This is a genomic window from Methylophaga nitratireducenticrescens, assembly GCF_000260985.4.
GTDB classification, from domain to species: domain Bacteria; phylum Pseudomonadota; class Gammaproteobacteria; order Nitrosococcales; family Methylophagaceae; genus Methylophaga; species Methylophaga nitratireducenticrescens.
This window is the reverse complement of the sequence record NC_017857.3, coordinates 2,844,891-2,860,580: the sequence shown is the minus strand read 5'-3', so window position 1 is coordinate 2,860,580 and position 15,690 is coordinate 2,844,891. Positions and strand designations below refer to the sequence as shown.

The 15,690-nt window shown below is 45.7% G+C and carries 17 protein-coding genes; 9 read left to right on the top strand and 8 right to left on the bottom strand.

Going from position 1 to position 15,690, the window contains the following annotated elements; all coding sequences use genetic code 11:
- Positions 1 to 86 precede the first annotated feature (86 nt).
- Genes alaC through Q7A_RS13595 form a run of 4 tightly spaced genes read left to right on the top strand, consistent with a single transcriptional unit; the run spans position 87 to position 4,269 of the window.
- Entirely contained in the window at positions 87 to 1,265 is a 1,179-nt protein-coding gene (gene alaC, locus Q7A_RS13610) for an alanine transaminase (protein ID WP_041354729.1), read from the top strand.
- A 9-nt stretch (positions 1,266 to 1,274) separates the two neighbouring features.
- The gene (locus tag Q7A_RS13605) at positions 1,275 to 2,585 is read left to right on the top strand and encodes a homoserine dehydrogenase (protein ID WP_014708198.1); all 1,311 of its coding nucleotides are present in this window, start codon (positions 1,275 to 1,277) and stop codon (positions 2,583 to 2,585) included.
- A gap of 35 nt (positions 2,586 to 2,620) precedes the next feature.
- Positions 2,621 to 3,766 carry a threonine synthase gene (gene thrC, locus Q7A_RS13600; RefSeq protein ID WP_014708197.1) on the top strand — a complete coding sequence of 382 codons (1,146 nt, stop codon included), beginning with the start codon at positions 2,621 to 2,623 and terminating at the stop codon, positions 3,764 to 3,766.
- A gap of 2 nt (positions 3,767 to 3,768) precedes the next feature.
- Positions 3,769 to 4,269, top strand: a complete 501-nt coding sequence (locus Q7A_RS13595) for a hypothetical protein (protein ID WP_014708196.1) — start codon at positions 3,769 to 3,771, stop codon at positions 4,267 to 4,269.
- A 14-nt stretch (positions 4,270 to 4,283) separates the two neighbouring features.
- Here Q7A_RS13595 and Q7A_RS13590 read toward each other — a convergent pair whose 3' ends face one another.
- The 4 genes from Q7A_RS13590 to rph all read right to left on the bottom strand — a co-directional run bounded on the left by Q7A_RS13590 (position 4,284) and on the right by rph (position 7,204).
- Complete coding sequence (locus tag Q7A_RS13590) at positions 4,284 to 4,580, bottom strand: hypothetical protein (protein ID WP_014708195.1); 297 nt, start codon at positions 4,578 to 4,580, stop codon at positions 4,284 to 4,286.
- Between the two features lie 34 nt (positions 4,581 to 4,614).
- Positions 4,615 to 5,775 (bottom strand): radical SAM family heme chaperone HemW, encoded by a 1,161-nt coding sequence (hemW, locus tag Q7A_RS13585; protein WP_014708194.1) that lies wholly within the window; start codon positions 5,773 to 5,775, stop codon positions 4,615 to 4,617.
- Positions 5,776 to 5,882: 107 nt separating this feature from the next.
- The gene (rdgB, locus tag Q7A_RS13580; protein ID WP_014708193.1) at positions 5,883 to 6,488 is read right to left on the bottom strand and encodes an RdgB/HAM1 family non-canonical purine NTP pyrophosphatase; all 606 of its coding nucleotides are present in this window, start codon (positions 6,486 to 6,488) and stop codon (positions 5,883 to 5,885) included.
- Positions 6,488 to 7,204, bottom strand: coding sequence for a ribonuclease PH (gene rph, locus Q7A_RS13575; protein ID WP_014708192.1), 717 nt, complete (start codon positions 7,202 to 7,204; stop codon positions 6,488 to 6,490). Before rph ends, rdgB begins: the two co-directional genes overlap by 1 nt.
- A gap of 127 nt (positions 7,205 to 7,331) precedes the next feature.
- Between rph and Q7A_RS13570 the strand changes: the two genes are divergently transcribed.
- From Q7A_RS13570 to Q7A_RS13550, 4 genes are all read left to right on the top strand, one after another.
- Positions 7,332 to 8,183 carry a YicC/YloC family endoribonuclease gene (locus Q7A_RS13570; RefSeq protein WP_014708191.1) on the top strand — a complete coding sequence of 284 codons (852 nt, stop codon included), beginning with the start codon at positions 7,332 to 7,334 and terminating at the stop codon, positions 8,181 to 8,183.
- Between the two features lie 393 nt (positions 8,184 to 8,576).
- Positions 8,577 to 9,340, top strand: a protein-coding gene (locus Q7A_RS13560; protein ID WP_089418549.1) for an IS5 family transposase whose coding sequence is annotated in 2 segments (ribosomal slippage) — positions 8,577 to 8,949 and positions 8,949 to 9,340 — 765 coding nt in all. Because the reading frame shifts where the segments join, the coding sequence is not laid out codon by codon here.
- Positions 9,341 to 9,375: 35 nt separating this feature from the next.
- Positions 9,376 to 9,618 (top strand): helix-turn-helix domain-containing protein, encoded by a 243-nt coding sequence (locus Q7A_RS13555; RefSeq protein ID WP_238595920.1) that lies wholly within the window; start codon positions 9,376 to 9,378, stop codon positions 9,616 to 9,618.
- 213 nt (positions 9,619 to 9,831) lie between these two features.
- A complete protein-coding gene (locus Q7A_RS13550; protein WP_014708187.1) occupies positions 9,832 to 11,145 on the top strand; it encodes an ATP-binding protein in 1,314 nt (437 codons plus the stop codon).
- 148 nt (positions 11,146 to 11,293) lie between these two features.
- Here the strand turns inward: Q7A_RS13550 and Q7A_RS13545 are convergent, their stop codons facing one another.
- Genes Q7A_RS13545 through Q7A_RS13535 form a run of 4 tightly spaced genes read right to left on the bottom strand, consistent with a single transcriptional unit; the run spans position 11,294 to position 14,547 of the window.
- A complete protein-coding gene (locus Q7A_RS13545) occupies positions 11,294 to 12,412 on the bottom strand; it encodes a hypothetical protein (protein ID WP_041354727.1) in 1,119 nt (372 codons plus the stop codon).
- A 10-nt stretch (positions 12,413 to 12,422) separates the two neighbouring features.
- The gene (locus Q7A_RS13540) at positions 12,423 to 13,427 is read right to left on the bottom strand and encodes a YecA family protein (RefSeq protein WP_014708185.1); all 1,005 of its coding nucleotides are present in this window, start codon (positions 13,425 to 13,427) and stop codon (positions 12,423 to 12,425) included.
- Positions 13,428 to 13,439: 12 nt separating this feature from the next.
- Entirely contained in the window at positions 13,440 to 13,580 is a 141-nt protein-coding gene (locus tag Q7A_RS15755; protein WP_014708184.1) for a hypothetical protein, read from the bottom strand.
- A 1-nt stretch (position 13,581) separates the two neighbouring features.
- On the bottom strand, positions 13,582 to 14,547 hold the full coding sequence (locus Q7A_RS13535) for a type II toxin-antitoxin system HipA family toxin (RefSeq protein ID WP_456237784.1): 966 nt from the start codon (positions 14,545 to 14,547) through the stop codon (positions 13,582 to 13,584).
- 876 nt (positions 14,548 to 15,423) lie between these two features.
- On the opposite strand from Q7A_RS13535, the gene Q7A_RS15750 reads away from it, so the two are divergent.
- On the top strand, positions 15,424 to 15,654 hold the full coding sequence (locus Q7A_RS15750) for a hypothetical protein (protein ID WP_014708182.1): 231 nt from the start codon (positions 15,424 to 15,426) through the stop codon (positions 15,652 to 15,654).
- Positions 15,655 to 15,690: the final 36 nt, after the last annotated feature.

Sequence of the window (15,690 nt, the reverse complement as noted above, 5' to 3'; positions counted from 1 at the left end):
ACTGTATTAAATCAATTTGAAGTGTGAATGATTTTCAGTTATTTTGCTTGGTTTGCCAACCGTTTTAGCTAATAGCAGGTGCTCAGTTGAACGACGAATTTCCCAGAATAAAGCGTCTTCCGCCATACGTTTTCAACATTGTAAATGATTTGAAGGCAAAAGCGCGTGCGCGCGGCGAAGATATTATCGACTTTGGCATGGGGAATCCGGATAAACCGGCACCAGCGCACATTGTTGAAAAACTCGTCGAAGCAGCCCAGCGTCCTGATACCCACCGATATTCTGTTTCCAGAGGTATTCCACGTCTGCGAAAAGCGATTTGTGACTGGTATCAGCGTAAATATGATGTGACACTGGACCCTGATTCCGAAACCATCGTCACCATTGGTTCAAAAGAAGGTCTGGCGCATTTGGCGCTGGCAACGGTGGGCCCAGGTGATGCGGTATTAGTGCCAAACCCGGCTTATCCGATTCATCCATACGGTTTTGTCATTGCTGGCGCGGATATTCGTCATGTTCCGCTAACACCGGATGTTGATTTTTTTGCCGAGCTGGAAAAGTCGGTTAAAGATTCCTGGCCAAAACCCAAAATGCTGGTACTGAATTTCCCAGGCAATCCAACCACTCAGTGCGTAGATCTGGAATTCTTCCAACGGGTTGTTGATTTTGCCAAAGAGCATCAGATTTGGGTTATTCATGATTTGGCGTATGGTGAGATCACCTTTGATGGCTATAAAGCGCCTTCAATTTTGCAAATCCCTGGCGCAAAAGACGTTGCGGTTGAGTTTTATACCTTATCCAAAACCTACAATATGCCAGGCTGGCGCGTAGGCTTCATGTCAGGCAATCCAACATTAGTTGCGGCATTGGCACGTATGAAATCTTATCTGGATTACGGCATGTTTACGCCGATTCAGGTGGCAGCCATTACGGCTCTGGATGGTCCACAGGAGTGTGTGGCAGAAATCGTCGAAACCTATAAACAGCGTCGTGACGTATTATGTGACGGGTTGAATTCGATTGGCTGGCCAGTGGAAAAGCCGAAAGCGACCATGTTCGTCTGGGCCAAGATACCAGAACAATTTCGTGAAATGGGGTCATTGGAGTTCAGTAAAAAATTACTTAAAGAAGCTAAAGTCGCCGTATCGCCAGGCATCGGTTTTGGGGAATATGGCGATGATTATGTACGTTTCGGACTGATTGAAAATCAGCACCGTACCCGGCAGGCTATCCGCGGTATCCGCGACATGATGAAAAAACGTTAGGGGGCAAAAGTGCAATCAGTCAAAATTGGTATTCTTGGCTTAGGCACTGTTGGTAGTGGTACTGTCAGTGTTTTAAAGCGAAACTCAAAAGAAATAAGCCGTCGTGCTGGCCGTGGAATTGAAATTCTGCGCGCAGCGGATAAAAATCTGGATTCACCTAAAACCTGTGACTTGAACGCTATTGATTTAACGGATGATGCGTTTTCAGTGGTGAATGACCCTGAAATTCAAATCATTGTCGAATTAATTGGTGGTACCGGTATCGCCCGTGATTTAGTGATGCAGGCAATTGAAAACGGTAAACACGTCGTCACTGCCAACAAAGCATTAATCGCCATGCATGGCAACGAGCTATTTGCCAAGGCGCAGGAAAAAGGCGTCACTATCGCTTTTGAAGCTGCTGTTGCTGGTGGCATCCCGATTATTAAAGCTATCCGTGAAGGTCTTGCTGCTAACCGTATTGAGTGGCTGGCAGGTATTATTAACGGCACAGGTAACTTTATCTTGACTGAAATGCGAGATAAAGGCCGTAACTTTGCCGATGTTCTGGCTGAAGCACAGGCTTTGGGTTATGCAGAAGCTGATCCGACATTTGATGTGGAAGGCATTGATGCAGCACACAAATTGACCATCATGGCGTCGATAGCATTTGGTATTCCATTACAGTTTTATAAAGCCTACACCGAAGGCATCAGCAAAATTTCTCAGGAAGATGTGCAGTACGCTGAAGAACTGGGGTATCACATCAAACATCTAGGCATTGCCAAGAAAACATCACAAGGTGTTGAACTACGCGTTCACCCGACATTAATTCCAAAACGCCGTCTTATCGCCAATGTAAATGGTGTGATGAATGCCGTTGTAGTGAAAGGTGATGCGGTTGGCCCAACGTTATATTACGGTGCTGGCGCGGGGGCTGAACCGACTGCGTCTGCGGTAGTTGCCGATATTGTTGATATTGTTCGTGCGCTGACCACTGACCCGGAAAATCGGGTGCCACATCTGGCGTTTCAACCTGATTCGTTAAAAGATACACCGATTTTGTCTATGTCGGAGGTGGTTACCTCTTATTATTTGCGGATCAATACAGAAGATAAACCAGGTGTGTTAGCTGACATTACACGTATTTTTAGTGAGCAGGACATTAATATTGAAGCGATCCTGCAAAAACAACCGGAAGAAGAAGAGGGCACAGTACCTATCATTATGCTGACCCAGCCGGTGGTTGAAAAAAATATGGATGAAGCGATTGCCCAAATCGAAGCATTGGATACTGTCAAACACGCGATCATGCGTATCCGCATGGAATCGCTGGGCTGAAAAACGCCCGTTAAAGAATTAGAGAGGAACTACTTATGCCATTTCGTCCACGTTATACCGGCCTGATTGACCGCTATCGTGACCGTTTGCCGGTCAATGATGACACCAGACTGATCAGTCTTGGTGAAGGTAATACACCATTATTGAAATTGAACAATATCCCCAAATTAATTGGCAAAGATGTTGATATCTACGTCAAATATGAAGGATTGAATCCTACGGGTTCTTTCAAAGATCGTGGTATGACCATGGCAGTGACCAAAGCTGTGGAAGAGGGAAGTAAAGCCATTATTTGTGCTTCTACTGGTAATACCTCAGCAGCAGCGGCTGCCTATGCTGCACGTGCTGGTATCACTGCTTTTGTTATTATTCCTGATGGCAAAATTGCCCAGGGTAAATTAGCTCAGGCCATGATGCACAACGCAGTGGTTATCCAAATCAAAGGCAATTTTGATGAAGGCATGCAACTGGTTAAAGATGTTGCAGAGCATGCACCAGTCACCATTGTAAATTCGATTAATCCTTATCGTTTGCAAGGTCAGAAAACTGCTGCGTTTGAGATCATTGAAGAGTTAGGTCGTGCGCCGGATTATCACTGCTTGCCAGTCGGTAACGCTGGTAATATCACCGCACACTGGATTGGCTACTGTGAGTATTCCTCAGCCAGTGGTGATCATGTCACTGAAGCCTGCGCGTACTGTCATGGCAATTGTAAATATGCTGGTGGTGCAATTGTGGGTAACCGCCCCAAAATGGTGGGTTATCAGGCTAATGGCAGTGCACCGTTTATGCGTGGTGCGATGGTTGATGATCCTGAAACAGTGGCTACCGCGATTCGTATTGGTCATCCACAAAGCTGGGATATGGCCTGGAAAGTGAAAGAAGAATCACAGGGTTGGTTTGATGAGTGCTCTGATGAAGAAATATTGGCTGCCCAGAAATTACTGGCAGAAAAGGAAGGTATTTTCTGTGAGCCAGCTTCAGCAACTTCCGTTGCTGGGGCATTACGTGATATTCAGTCCGGCAAGATTCCTGAAGGCAGTACCGTTGTGTGTACGTTGACAGGTCACGGCCTGAAAGATCCGGACATTGCGATCAAACAAAGTAGTTCACCTGTGATTACTGTTGATGCTACATTGGACTCAGTACGTGATGCGATTATCAACAACTTGGCCAGATAATTATGACTGAAATGATGGCTCCACAGGATCATGAAAAAACAGCCGCTAGAATGCCGCATGATATTTTTTTAACGAATCTGATTGTGAATCATATATTGTTATTTACTGCGATTGCAGCAACAGGTAAGAGCTATTTTGAGTTTATCGTGTTGGTGCCGTTGTTTTCTTTTATATTTCTAGGTTATACGTTTGTCCGTTCCAGTCGGATCAAACGCGAGGGTAATGAGTTTGTGTATGTTCACTGGCAAATTGCCCGACGGTGGAGTTTTTTCTTCACCATTATTTTATCATTTGTGGTTACTGTGGCGGTTTTGGGCTGGTTAAGTTATACCTATTTGGGACTGATGAAAGAAGCCGCTTTTGCCTTAGTTGGCGGGCTGAGCTTTTTGCCGACACTGATCAGTGTTTTGATTTTGATTGTGATTGAAATGGAAGCACTGCATCACGCCAGAGTGGGAACGTTACCGGAGTGGGCAAAACGGCGTTTTCTAATCGAAAAGTAATTTATTTCCCCTTGCTATTCTGGTTCATGCTGAACCACTGAATGAATGACCAGCTGATTTTCAAAATACACATCAAATTGTGGATATTGCCAGCGAGTAATAGCAGGTGTGCCTTTTGGCGCATATTGCTGGACAGGCTGTCCAAACTTCTTTTCAACCTGTTGCATCGTCATGCCTTGAATGGGACGAATTACTCCTGACTCACTGTTGGGGGTGTCATAAGTCGGTTTGGCAATTGATAAGACCTCAGCCTGTAATGGCATGGCCATGAATAAAATCAATCCAGCTGCCAGCAGATGGCGTTTCAACATAGTAGTAACTCCCTTAACGACCTGCGCCAGCATATTATTGCGGCAAAAAAAGTTCAATCAGACTGTTTAAATAGCGTTGACCTAGCTCGGTTGGGCGAATCCATTTGACTGAATAATCAATCAAACCACGTTTTTCGGCTTCAGCTAATGGTTTTTTAATAGTCGCCAGTGGCAAGCCACAATGCTGCATAAATAAAGATGTTGCAAAACCATCTGTTAAGCGAAGGGCGTTAAGCATAAACTCAAAACCGATTTCATTAATGCCAACCGGTTCCTGTTTCATAATACGTTGTGGAGTGTTGACCTTATCCAGATAAGCTTGTGGCTGTTTTTGTTTAACTAATCGCTCAATTGACTGGCTTGCTGCACTGGAGAGTTTGCCATGAGCTCCGGCCCCAATACCCAAATAATCACCAAACTGCCAGTAGTTGAGATTGTGGCGACTCTGACAACCTTTTTTTGCATAGGCAGAAACTTCATACTGCAGGTAACCGGCTTTGGCCAGTCGTTGCTGATTAGCAATCTGCCAATTATCAATTGGTTCATCATCTGGTAATTGGGGCGGAGATTGATGAAAAAACGTATTCGGTTCAATGGTTAGCTGGTAATACGAAATATGCGTTGGTTCGAGTGCGATGGCTGTTTCCACATCTTTTCTGGCGAGTTCTGCCGTTTGCTTGGGCAAACCGAACATCAGATCCAGATTGAAATTCTCAAACCCAGCCTGATGAGCAATTTCCGCTGCTCGAATGGCTTGCTTCCCATCATGAATTCGGCCTAAGGCGGTTAATGAAGCACCATTAAAGCTTTGTATGCCAATCGATAAGCGATTAATACCTACGGCACGATAGTCTGTAAAACGTGCGGTCTCAAAGGTGCCTGGATTTGCTTCCAAAGTGATTTCGGCATCCGCCCGGATAGGCAGTAATGCGCGTAAAGCGGAAAATAAATGGTCATATGCTTCTGCACTGAACAGGCTGGGGGTGCCTCCACCGATAAAAATAGTTTGAATAGTGCGTCCCCAAACCAAGGGTAGATCCTGTTCCAGATCCCGAATTAATGCATCGATATAGGCTTTTTCAGGAATCTCGTCTCCAACCTGATGTGAATTAAAATCACAATAAGGACATTTACGCACGCACCATGGCACGTGGATATACACGCTCAGCGGTGGCAAAGCTGCGAAGTTAAACATAGGGGCATAAGACTGAAGAGGATGAATTAGCAAAGCTCGATGACCTTCGCTTTCGCTTTTAACCAATTGAACATTAATTAACCGTTAGGGTAGATGACAATTAACCGTTAGGGTAGATGACGGGTATATTTAAATTCTTCCATGAACCGTCGCATGGCTTTGCCACGATGACTGATAGCATGCTTCTGTTCTGGAGAAAGCTCTGCGGCAGTACAATCTGTTTCGGCAACCCAAAATACCGGGTCATAACCAAACCCTCCATCGCCGAGCGGTAGTTGCAGGATTTGCCCCTGCCAGTCTCCTTGGCAAATCAGTGGCGTCGGATCTTTAGCATGACGTATGAATACCACCACACATTGAAATCGTGCTGTACGTTCCGTTTCCGGTATGTCTTTCATGGCATCAAGCAAAGCCTGAATATTGTCTGTATCGGAGGCCTCGGGACCTGCATAGCGTGAAGAGTAAATACCTGGCGCACCATGCAAGGCATCGACTTCTATTCCTGAGTCATCCGCGATAGCCGGCAAACCCGTGAATAAAGACGCGTTACGTGCTTTGATGATCGCATTTTCAACAAAACTAAGGCCTGTTTCCTCGGCCTCAGGGACATTTAAATCGGTTTGAGGAATAATCTCCAGACCAAGGGGACCCAGAATCTGTGATAACTCCCTTAGTTTTCCGATATTACCGCTGGCCAGAACGATTTTAGACATCAGTCTGCCAATGCCTCGCGTTGTTTGATCATCAATTGTTCAATCCCAATAGCCGCTAAATCCAACATCGATTGCAATTCATCCGATCTAAAAGCATGCCCTTCTGCAGTGCCTTGTAACTCAATATATGCGCCTGCATCATTCATCACAACATTCATATCGGTTTCAGCTGTGGAATCTTCGGCATAATCCAGATCCAACACGGCTGTACCATTATGAATGCCAACCGAAACAGAAGCGACCTGACCATGTAACGGGCTTTTTTTGATTTTACGCTTTTTAATCAGGTAAGTGATAGCATCCTGTAGCGCTACAAAGGCACCAGTAATAGAGGCAGTACGTGTACCGCCATCAGCCTGAATAACATCGCAATCGATGGTAATTGTGCGTTCCCCCAGTGCTTTTAAATCAATTGCTGCACGTAAAGAACGGCCAATCAATCGCTGGATTTCCATGGTGCGACCGCCTTGTTTGCCGCGACTGGATTCACGTTGCATGCGTGAACCGGTAGAACGTGGCAGCATGCCATATTCAGCCGTAATCCATCCTTCGCCCATCCCCCGTAAAAATGGCGGAATACGTTCTTCTACTGAAGCCGTACAGAGCACTTTTGTGTCACCAAACTCGACCAATACAGAACCTTCCGCATGTTTTGTGTAATTGCGGGTGATGGTGATCTCACGAAGTTGATCAGGTTGTCGGCCACTTGGACGCATTTGCTCTATCCTTTACTTAAAATACAATGATTATACTGATGCCTCTCAATTCTCGCGTGCTTTTTACCTGCGGTTTTCGTTAATATGGATGCTTAATAGCTATAGGAAAACCATTGTGATACGAAGCATGACCGCCTTTGCCCGCCATGAGCAAGTTACTGAAATCGGTACCCTGATTTGGGAAGTCCGATCGGTTAATCACCGTTATTTAGAACTCGCACTGCGACTGGAAGAATCATTTCGACCTTTGGAAATGGACATCCGCAAAACTTTTGCCGAACGTATGGCACGTGGCAAAATTGAAGCCAGCCTGCGCTATCAGCCTTCTCAGCAGCAAACAGCACTAAACATCAACGAAAATCTGGCGCAATCGATTATCAACGCATGTGATCAACTGACGCAAATGGCCAATCAGGCCCTACCGATTGATCCATTGCGACTGTTGCAGTGGCCGGGTGTAGCCGATAGTGAACAAATGGATTTAACGGCACTTAAACAACTTGCCATGAATACTCTTGATACGACGTTGACAGACTTTATTCGCGGCAGAGAAAGGGAAGGGCAAGCGCTGGCGGAAATGATTGACCAGCGTTGCAATGATATTCTGCAGATTGCTGAAGCAGTCAAACAGCGTATGCCGGAGATCCTTGAACAACAACGGCATCGCCTGGTGCAAAAGGCCTCCGAGCTTGAAGTCACACTGGAACCGGAACGCCTGGAACAGGAGATTGTATTGATCGCACAGAAAAGTGATGTGGCAGAGGAGCTGGATCGCTTGCAAAGTCATGTGGACGAAGTCAAACGCGTACTGCAACGTGATGAGCCTGTTGGCCGTAGACTCGACTTTCTGATGCAAGAGCTTAATCGAGAAGCCAATACTCTGGGCTCCAAATCCATTGATACGGACACCACACGTTATTCAGTTGATCTGAAAGTATTGATCGAACAGATGCGAGAGCAGATCCAAAACATCGAATAGTTTTTTTACCCGTCCAAGAATGTCTTAAAAGCCCTGTTACTTGCTTGTAAATACAGGGCTTTTTTATTTTTCCCGTCCAAATTGGTTTGCAGATGTCCGTTACCAGTTGCTGTTTAAGTGGTGGGCAAAATGGTGGGCAAGACCTGTTTTTTTGACTCAATAAGCAAAAAGTCAAGATATCTGGTGAGCAGATTTTTGCATCTATCTCACCACCGCCTTATGCCATCTCCACTTATCGTGCTGCTTGCAGATTGTTCAATCACTCAACTATCGAACCAATCGATAAACAAACATTGGTGGGCAATGGTGAGCAAATTTTAACGACTTCTTAGGCAATGTCGTCACGAGATTTGTTATAATTGCCCTCAAATCAATCTGGGCGAGGTATTTTCGATGGTGGAGAGCGCGCGACGACATGACATTTCGGATGCAACCTGGGCACTGCTGGAGCCGCACCTCCCGGGGCAGCGCGGCCAATGGGGCGGCATTGCGCACAACAACCGGCAGTTCATTGACGCGGTGTTCTGGATACTGCGCACTGGAGCGCCCTGGCGAGACCTGCCCGCCAGTTACGGAGATTGGAAGAACACCCACCGGCGCTTCTGTCGCTGGCGAGATCGGGGGGTATGGGAGGCGCTGCTGGAATGCCTAATTGATGAGCCCGACTATGAGTGGCTGATGATTGATGCCAGTCACTGCAAGGTTCATCCTCATGCGGCGGGCGCACGAGGCGGCAATCAGGGGATGAGCCGCACAAAAGGGGGCTCAACACCAAGGTACACCTGGCCGTGGATGCGCATGGTATGCCGGTCCGAATTATTGCTACAGAGGCTACCCGAGCGGATTGCTCTCAAGCTGATGCATTGATTGATGGCCTTGAGGCACAGCACTTGATAGCCGACAAGGGTTACGACAGCGATGCCATTGTTGAGAAAGCAAAAAACCGGGGGATGCAAGCGGTCATCCCGCCGCGAAAGAACAGGAAGACGCAACGTGAATTCGACAGACATCTCTACCGGCAGCGCCACCTGGTTGAAAATGCCTTTCTGCATCTCAAGCGTTGGCGCGGCATTGCGACGCGCTACGCCAAGAATCTGGCGTCCTTTTTGGCTGCCGTGCAGATCAGATGCTTGGTGCTCTGGCTCAATGTTTCCTGACGACGCTATCTAGGCAAAGGAAGGTGCTAAACACCTTGGGCGAAAACTTAATATTGGCGATGAAGCGACGTGGTATTACTCATGAAATGATACATAGCAGAACAGGGCTCTCTAAGCCGACGCTGCGCAAAATATCAAAAGGCGATCCTTCTGTTTCACTTGGTCACTACGTTAATGTATTAGCAGTCCTCGGCTTGTTAGATGACCTAACCAAAGTCGCCCTTGATGACGAGCTGGGAAGAAAACTGCAAGACATCCAATTGCTGAATAAAAAATAAAAACGTCGCATTCGAGTAGAACTAGGCCGTCTCAAAATAGGAAAACCTTGCTCAACAAGCTGGTATCCGCAAAGAAGAAAGAGATCTGCTGAGGGACTGCTTATAACACTTCTATGCGCGTAAAAATGCAAAGAACCGCACTTTTCTGCGCGTAAAAGTGTAAGTTGGGTTATAGTATAGGCCGTTAACAATCTTAATTGGCGGTAAAGGACAATGCAGCGTAACTTACTCAACGCCTTAATTGCATGGAAAAAACAACCTGTGCGCAAGCCATTATTGATCGATGGCGCAAGACAAACAGGTAAAACCTATCTGTTGCAAGAGTTGTTTGGTAACACTTTTACCAACATCCTGCGTATCGACTTTCTTGAAAATCCCACCTACAAAGAAGCGTTCGATGGCTCACTGTCACCTGACGAACTATTAATGAACATTGAGCTTTTGACCAATCAGGTGTTCAACCCAGAAACCGATCTGCTGATATTAGATGAAATTGGCGAATGTGAACGTGCCGTTACATCACTAAAGTATTTTGCTGAAAAAGCAACGTCCTATTTTGTTGCAGCCAGCGGCTCAAACATTGGTTTGCTCAACACCTTTCCTGTGGGTAAGGTAGAACAATACAATTTACGACCACTGACCTTTCAAGAATTTATTTATGCATCAAACGAGCAAGCGCTGATCAAAGCGTTTGATAGTCAAGCAAGCACACCGGCAGTGCACACTAAATTGATGGATAAACTAACAGACTACTTTTTTACCGGTGGTATGCCGGAAGCCGTTTCTGCTTGGTATCAGTTTAAAGATTCAAGTATTTTAGATCGGGTTGAAAAAGTCACAAAAATTCATGCCGATTTAGTTGAAGGTTATCGCCGCGATTTTGGCAAGTACGCGGGCAAGGTCGATGCCACACTGATTGAATCGGTGTTTAATAGCATTCCAGCGCAGCTATCACTTGTCAGCGATGAGTCCGTTAAACGCTTTAAATTTAAGCATGTGCATGAGCGTAAATCTCGTTATAGCGATTTTGAAACCGCGATCCATTGGCTTAACTGCTGCCGCTTAGCCTTGCCAAACTACCCTGTTGAAGGATTGCCTAAATCACCTCTGGCGGCTTATAAAAAAGAAAATATGGTTAAGCTGTTTATGTTTGATGTGGGCCTGCTCAATCATATGCTAGGCAGCAGTTATAAAGAGATTAAGCAACAAAACTATGAGTACAAAGGCTATGTGGCTGAAAACTTTGTGCAACAAGAGCTCACTGCTCTTGGCGTTGAGCCAAGCTATTCATGGAATGACGCCCGTGCCGAAATCGAATTTATTTTGGCAACCGATAAAGGCGATATCATCCCTGTTGAAGTAAAAAGTGGCAAACGTACAAGAGCCAAATCGTTGGCATCCTACATTGAAAAATGCGCACCAAGTAAAACCTTTAAGTTAACTGGCACACAAGTCTCATCAGCGTTAGAACAAACCAATATCGTGATGCCTTTGTATTTCACGCAGTATTTACCACAGAGATGGTAAAAGAGCGTTGCCTAGAATCCCGAGGTCTACACAAAGTTACTTTATGGGTAACAATCTGTAGACCTTTAGGTTGTCATTCAACCTTTCAGGTAATCCATGCTGAGCGAGTTTTTTCTATCACTCTATGACCGATCTATAGTCTCATCGCTTAGAGCAAATCACTTAACCGGTTTAACAGCGCTTTACGGCTACTATTAGCCACAATAAAGCGTTTAAAACGCTGTTCAAAAGCAGGGCGAACCCCTTTAAACTGATAGGCTTCGTTCAGCTGATGCAAATAGCGTGATGCCGTATCGTAACCACTGGCGCAAGTTCGATCCGCTTGCTCTTGTGCTTGCTGCCAGCAGCGCTCACGCTGATTGTAGATATCCGCCAACATCTTCTCTTTTGCCGCTTTTTCGATAGCCAGTTTCTTTGCTAGTGCTGCGGCTTGCTCTTGCTGTAATTGGCTTTGCGCTTGTTCGATGAAAGGGGAGATCACGTCGGGGGTTAACCAATACTGATAGGTTTCGTCTTTGTTGGCAGAATCTTTTCGAGTCATCGCTAAGGCTTGGTGACGGGTTAGCTGGCCTTGTTCAAACAGCGTGCGTAATAGCATGTCTTTCTCTGCTTCCGAGAGATTATGGAGCCACGCATCAAACTGAAACTGGGCTTGTTTGGCTTGGTGACTTGGTTGTTCGTTCAGCACCATGGCGAGTGCCTTAACCAATGCTAAAGGAATATCATACAGCGCTGCAAAGGCCTGCAACTCTTCACTAAGGTGCTCAAACTCGAATTGAATCAACGGCACTCGATCAACTTCGTCATTAAAATCAAACGCTTTGAGCCACATAAAGTACACAAGACGCCAACTCCCTTGGATTAACTCGCTGCGTAAACTGGCTAAATGCTGGAAAAAGTCGTCAGCATGTTCATCGTCAAAATATTCGTAATACTCCTCAAGGGAAAAAATCAGCAACTGCCACTCATCGTTTTCGTGTACATGAAGCCCATCACTTGAAAAACCAACTAACGCATCAGGAAGAGTTCCCACTGGTAGCTTGATGTAAGCATCGATTGAGCCCCAATCGGCATAGTAAAAACCGATATCGAAGTATTTTAACATCAGCTCAAAAGGCTCTGCCTTTAGGTCACTGTAGGTGTAATATACCTGAAAGGACGTAGCGCTGATCTCAGCACGGCTTGAAATGGTTCTGAGTGCTTGGCGCGCTTTAGCATCTAAATACCCATCCAAACGCTCGAATTTATAGTATTGATATTCGCTCACGATGACCTTTTTATGCGTTAATGGTGAATTGAAAAGTTTGTTTTAACAAAGGCTGTACCTGAATCACTCTGGCGATGGGGTCAGCGTTTAAATAACGTCTTGCGTCAATGGTCACAAATCCCCAAAACTGTAAAAAACGTTCAATAAACCGTGATTCAATTAACATGCTTAAGTTACTTTCCGGCGTGAAGTAATCATCCGTTGGGAAGGACTGAAGTAAATCGGGGAAAGCCGTCATCACCTCTTCAACGAGCTGTTCCACACGGTTGTGGCTCTGAATGCGCCACAGCATAAACAGCCAAAAGGGTCGCAAGTCGATATCGTATTCAAAACCGTCCAAATAGCCCCAGTTATATTTGCTGATTGCGGCCTCCAACATAGGCTTGAAAAATGCCTGTATACCTAACGCCTGATACTGTTTTTGTGCTGATTTTTTCACATGGTAGCGGCCGCTACGTCGATAAATAATGCCACTAATTTCGGCTAGCACTCTGGTGTAGTGCAAGGCATTAAATTTGTCTTCGTTACTGCCCGCAAACTCACTGATACTTATGTTACTTTCGAATTGAGCAACGGCAAACTCAGGCAATAACTCACTGGCCTGTTTGACCAACTTAGCCGGTAAGTTGCCTTTACTCGTGGCTTTGAAGGAGCCTTCTTGCGCCATGGCCTCATCAAGGATGAGTGCTAGATAACGCATCACAGGGCTGACCAATAGCTCATATGGTGTGCTGATTGTCACCCACTGTAATTCAGCAAAAGGCGCATAAAGCCAATTGGCCATTTGCGTTGGTGTCACACCACAAAAATCGGGATGAGGTTGATTATTGCGATCCTGAACTTTGTGCTGTAAGGCTGCGTTGAGTTCATCAAGGCTCAAATTTGGGTTCATTGCCAGCGTGGCTTCAACATCATCAAAGACTTGGGCATGTTGCTTGGAGACGCTGCTCATACAACAACGTTTAAATTTTTTACCGCTGCCACAATGGCAAGGATCGTTTCGGCCGAGCTTCATTGTCGTCCCTTCTTATTGTTGTAGAAAAAGCGCTGCATTTTCCTGCTTGCGCTGTTCCAGTATCTTAGCAATTACTGATCCCTTGTTGCAGTGCGAGATAAGTAAATTGGCTGAGTGCTTCTGCGACTTCTTCAATGATTTGCCTTGCATCATGTCAACTCCCATAACCTGCACTTGCAGCAAGTTTTTGTATCACCTTAATTGGCGGAGCTTTACCATAACCGCCAAAGGCAGTGGCATGTTCGTTAAATGGATGTGGGCTATAGGTGACATCGTAAAAAGGCGAGGGCTGACATTGACCATCGTCCGCTTGCAAAAACGCCCAGTTTTTACTGTGATCGTCTTGGTTAGACGACAGCAGGTTAAAAATGGCACGGCGAAATTGCAATTGCCCAGCAGCTGGAGATTTACACGGCTGTCGGCTGGTTTTGATCAAGTCAATATAGTCTAAACTTGGCGTTCGAAAGTCTGCATCCAAAAGCCCGCAGGCACTGTGCATATGCAACCGACCTGAACTGCGCTGACTGACTAAATCGGTATGTTCAGCGACATAATCAAAACGCTTGAGCGCCAACCAAGCACACGCGCCGATTGTATGAGGCGCTTCAATAAGTTGCCAGATCGGCGGTTGGCACTTGGCTTGCCCAGCCATTTGCAAATAGACGGCCTCACACAAACCTTCTGCATGCCCGAGCGCTAGATTTTTAGAAGTAAACTTAATCAGCCAAGCCTCATCTCCAGGCTGAGCAAAGGTTCGACAATGCTGAGTTTCCCCAGTAGGCATATAAATCTGCGCCTTGGGCCTTGCCCCACCCGAACTACCACCGGCGACTAATGCCGCCAACACCTGTTGAGTATGCCTATCTAACTCATCGTGGTTGTCGTCTATATAATCTGACATTGAAGCATCGAACAGCGTTTGCGCTGCTAAGCCCAAGATTGCTAAATCAATGTCAGCGTGCGTCGCGGCCGAAAACTCAGACACCGGAGAAAAAGACAGCGCTCCCATGCTTTTATCACCGACAAAGGCCAGTCGATCCGTCGTCGTTAATTGATTAGGCAGAATGCCTTTTTGCCGGAAAATACGATCTTGTAACAGCATCCCCCAGCCATCGGGCAAACAATCTCCAAATACACCATGTACACCCTGGTGCGGTTGTTTAGGTGCGGCTTGTACTTTTGCGTATTGGCTTGCAAAGTAAAAGGCGATACATTGCCAAACTGCTGCAAATAGCTGTTGGCATACTGAAAAAAACGCCTTGCCGATTCTGAGCCAAGCCCCCTACAGTTACCTGCTCACCTGAGCTTAACGTGCGGGTTACGGTGAGTTTTTGAATAGGTTTAAAACTCATCTTTTAGCATCTCATTAATGCTAGTAGGCATAGTGACGCACACTTTGTTAGGTTGTGTGAGCTGATAAAGCCTATCCAATGAGTCGAGAGTCTGCCAAAGCAACAGCAATTGGCGAAATGAAATTTGCCCAGTCAGCTCAAACTTCTTAATGGTGGCCGCAGGTATGCAGCTTCGCACTGCCAATGCCGCTCGTGACAGTTTTTGCGCGTTGGCGTAACTCACGCAAATAGGCAGCATAAGCTTGGCTCACATCGGTATCATCAAGTAAGGTAAAATTCATCCGCAATAACCTATTGGATACAGTAATGTCCATAATTATAGATTAAAAGCCCAAATGGCCACTATTGTATCCATGAGATGAAAGGGTATTGAAAATTTACTCGATAAAGCCTTTCAAAACTGCTATTTTTACCTCTAGCAGCAGAGTGAAAACGGCACTGTCTTCCGTACTCATAACCAAGAAGCTCCACTAAGATTTAGTAAAAGCCATAAGCAAGTGGTGGGCAGTTTGGTGGGCAAACAGGCATTTTTGAACGGTTTCTTTTCGATAACTCGTTGAGTTTGTTAGGATCTAGTCCGCTGCTCAATGAGCAAATTCAAAACGTCGAATAGATTTTTAACCTGTCAAAGAATTGAAAACCTGATGATGGCAGAACCAGATGCCGTTGAAAGGGAAAAGCTGGATATTCTGGTTATATTGATTGGAGCCTACGAGGCAAAACATTTTCCATTGGATCTACCAGATCCGGTTGAAGCAATAAAATTCGAAATGGAGCGAAAGGGCTTAACCGTGAAAGACCTTGAACTTTTTTTGGTAAAAGCAATCGTGTTTATGAAATCCTTAATCATAAGCGTTTACTCACGCTCAAAATGATTTGGAGACTGTATGAAGGATTAGGCATTCCAGCTG

Excerpts from the sequence above, each read along its gene's own strand:
- Q7A_RS13570 (WP_014708191.1), top strand. The coding sequence starts at position 7,332 with ATGACCGCCTTTGCCCGCCATGAGCAAGTTACTGAAATCGGTACCCTG.
- Q7A_RS15755 (WP_014708184.1), bottom strand. The coding sequence starts at position 13,580 with ATGATGCAAGGCAAATCATTGAAGAAGTCGCAGAAGCACTCAGCCAAT.
- thrC (WP_014708197.1), top strand. The coding sequence starts at position 2,621 with ATGCCATTTCGTCCACGTTATACCGGCCTGATTGACCGCTATCGTGAC.
- hemW (WP_014708194.1), bottom strand. The coding sequence starts at position 5,775 with ATGTTTAACTTCGCAGCTTTGCCACCGCTGAGCGTGTATATCCACGTG.
- rph (WP_014708192.1), bottom strand. The coding sequence starts at position 7,204 with ATGCGTCCAAGTGGCCGACAACCTGATCAACTTCGTGAGATCACCATC.
- Q7A_RS13550 (WP_014708187.1), top strand. The coding sequence starts at position 9,832 with ATGCAGCGTAACTTACTCAACGCCTTAATTGCATGGAAAAAACAACCT.
- Q7A_RS15750 (WP_014708182.1), top strand. The coding sequence starts at position 15,424 with ATGATGGCAGAACCAGATGCCGTTGAAAGGGAAAAGCTGGATATTCTG.
- Q7A_RS13595 (WP_014708196.1), top strand. The coding sequence starts at position 3,769 with ATGACTGAAATGATGGCTCCACAGGATCATGAAAAAACAGCCGCTAGA.
- rdgB (WP_014708193.1), bottom strand. The coding sequence starts at position 6,488 with ATGTCTAAAATCGTTCTGGCCAGCGGTAATATCGGAAAACTAAGGGAG.
- Q7A_RS13590 (WP_014708195.1), bottom strand. The coding sequence starts at position 4,580 with ATGTTGAAACGCCATCTGCTGGCAGCTGGATTGATTTTATTCATGGCC.
- Q7A_RS13540 (WP_014708185.1), bottom strand. The coding sequence starts at position 13,427 with ATGAAGCTCGGCCGAAACGATCCTTGCCATTGTGGCAGCGGTAAAAAA.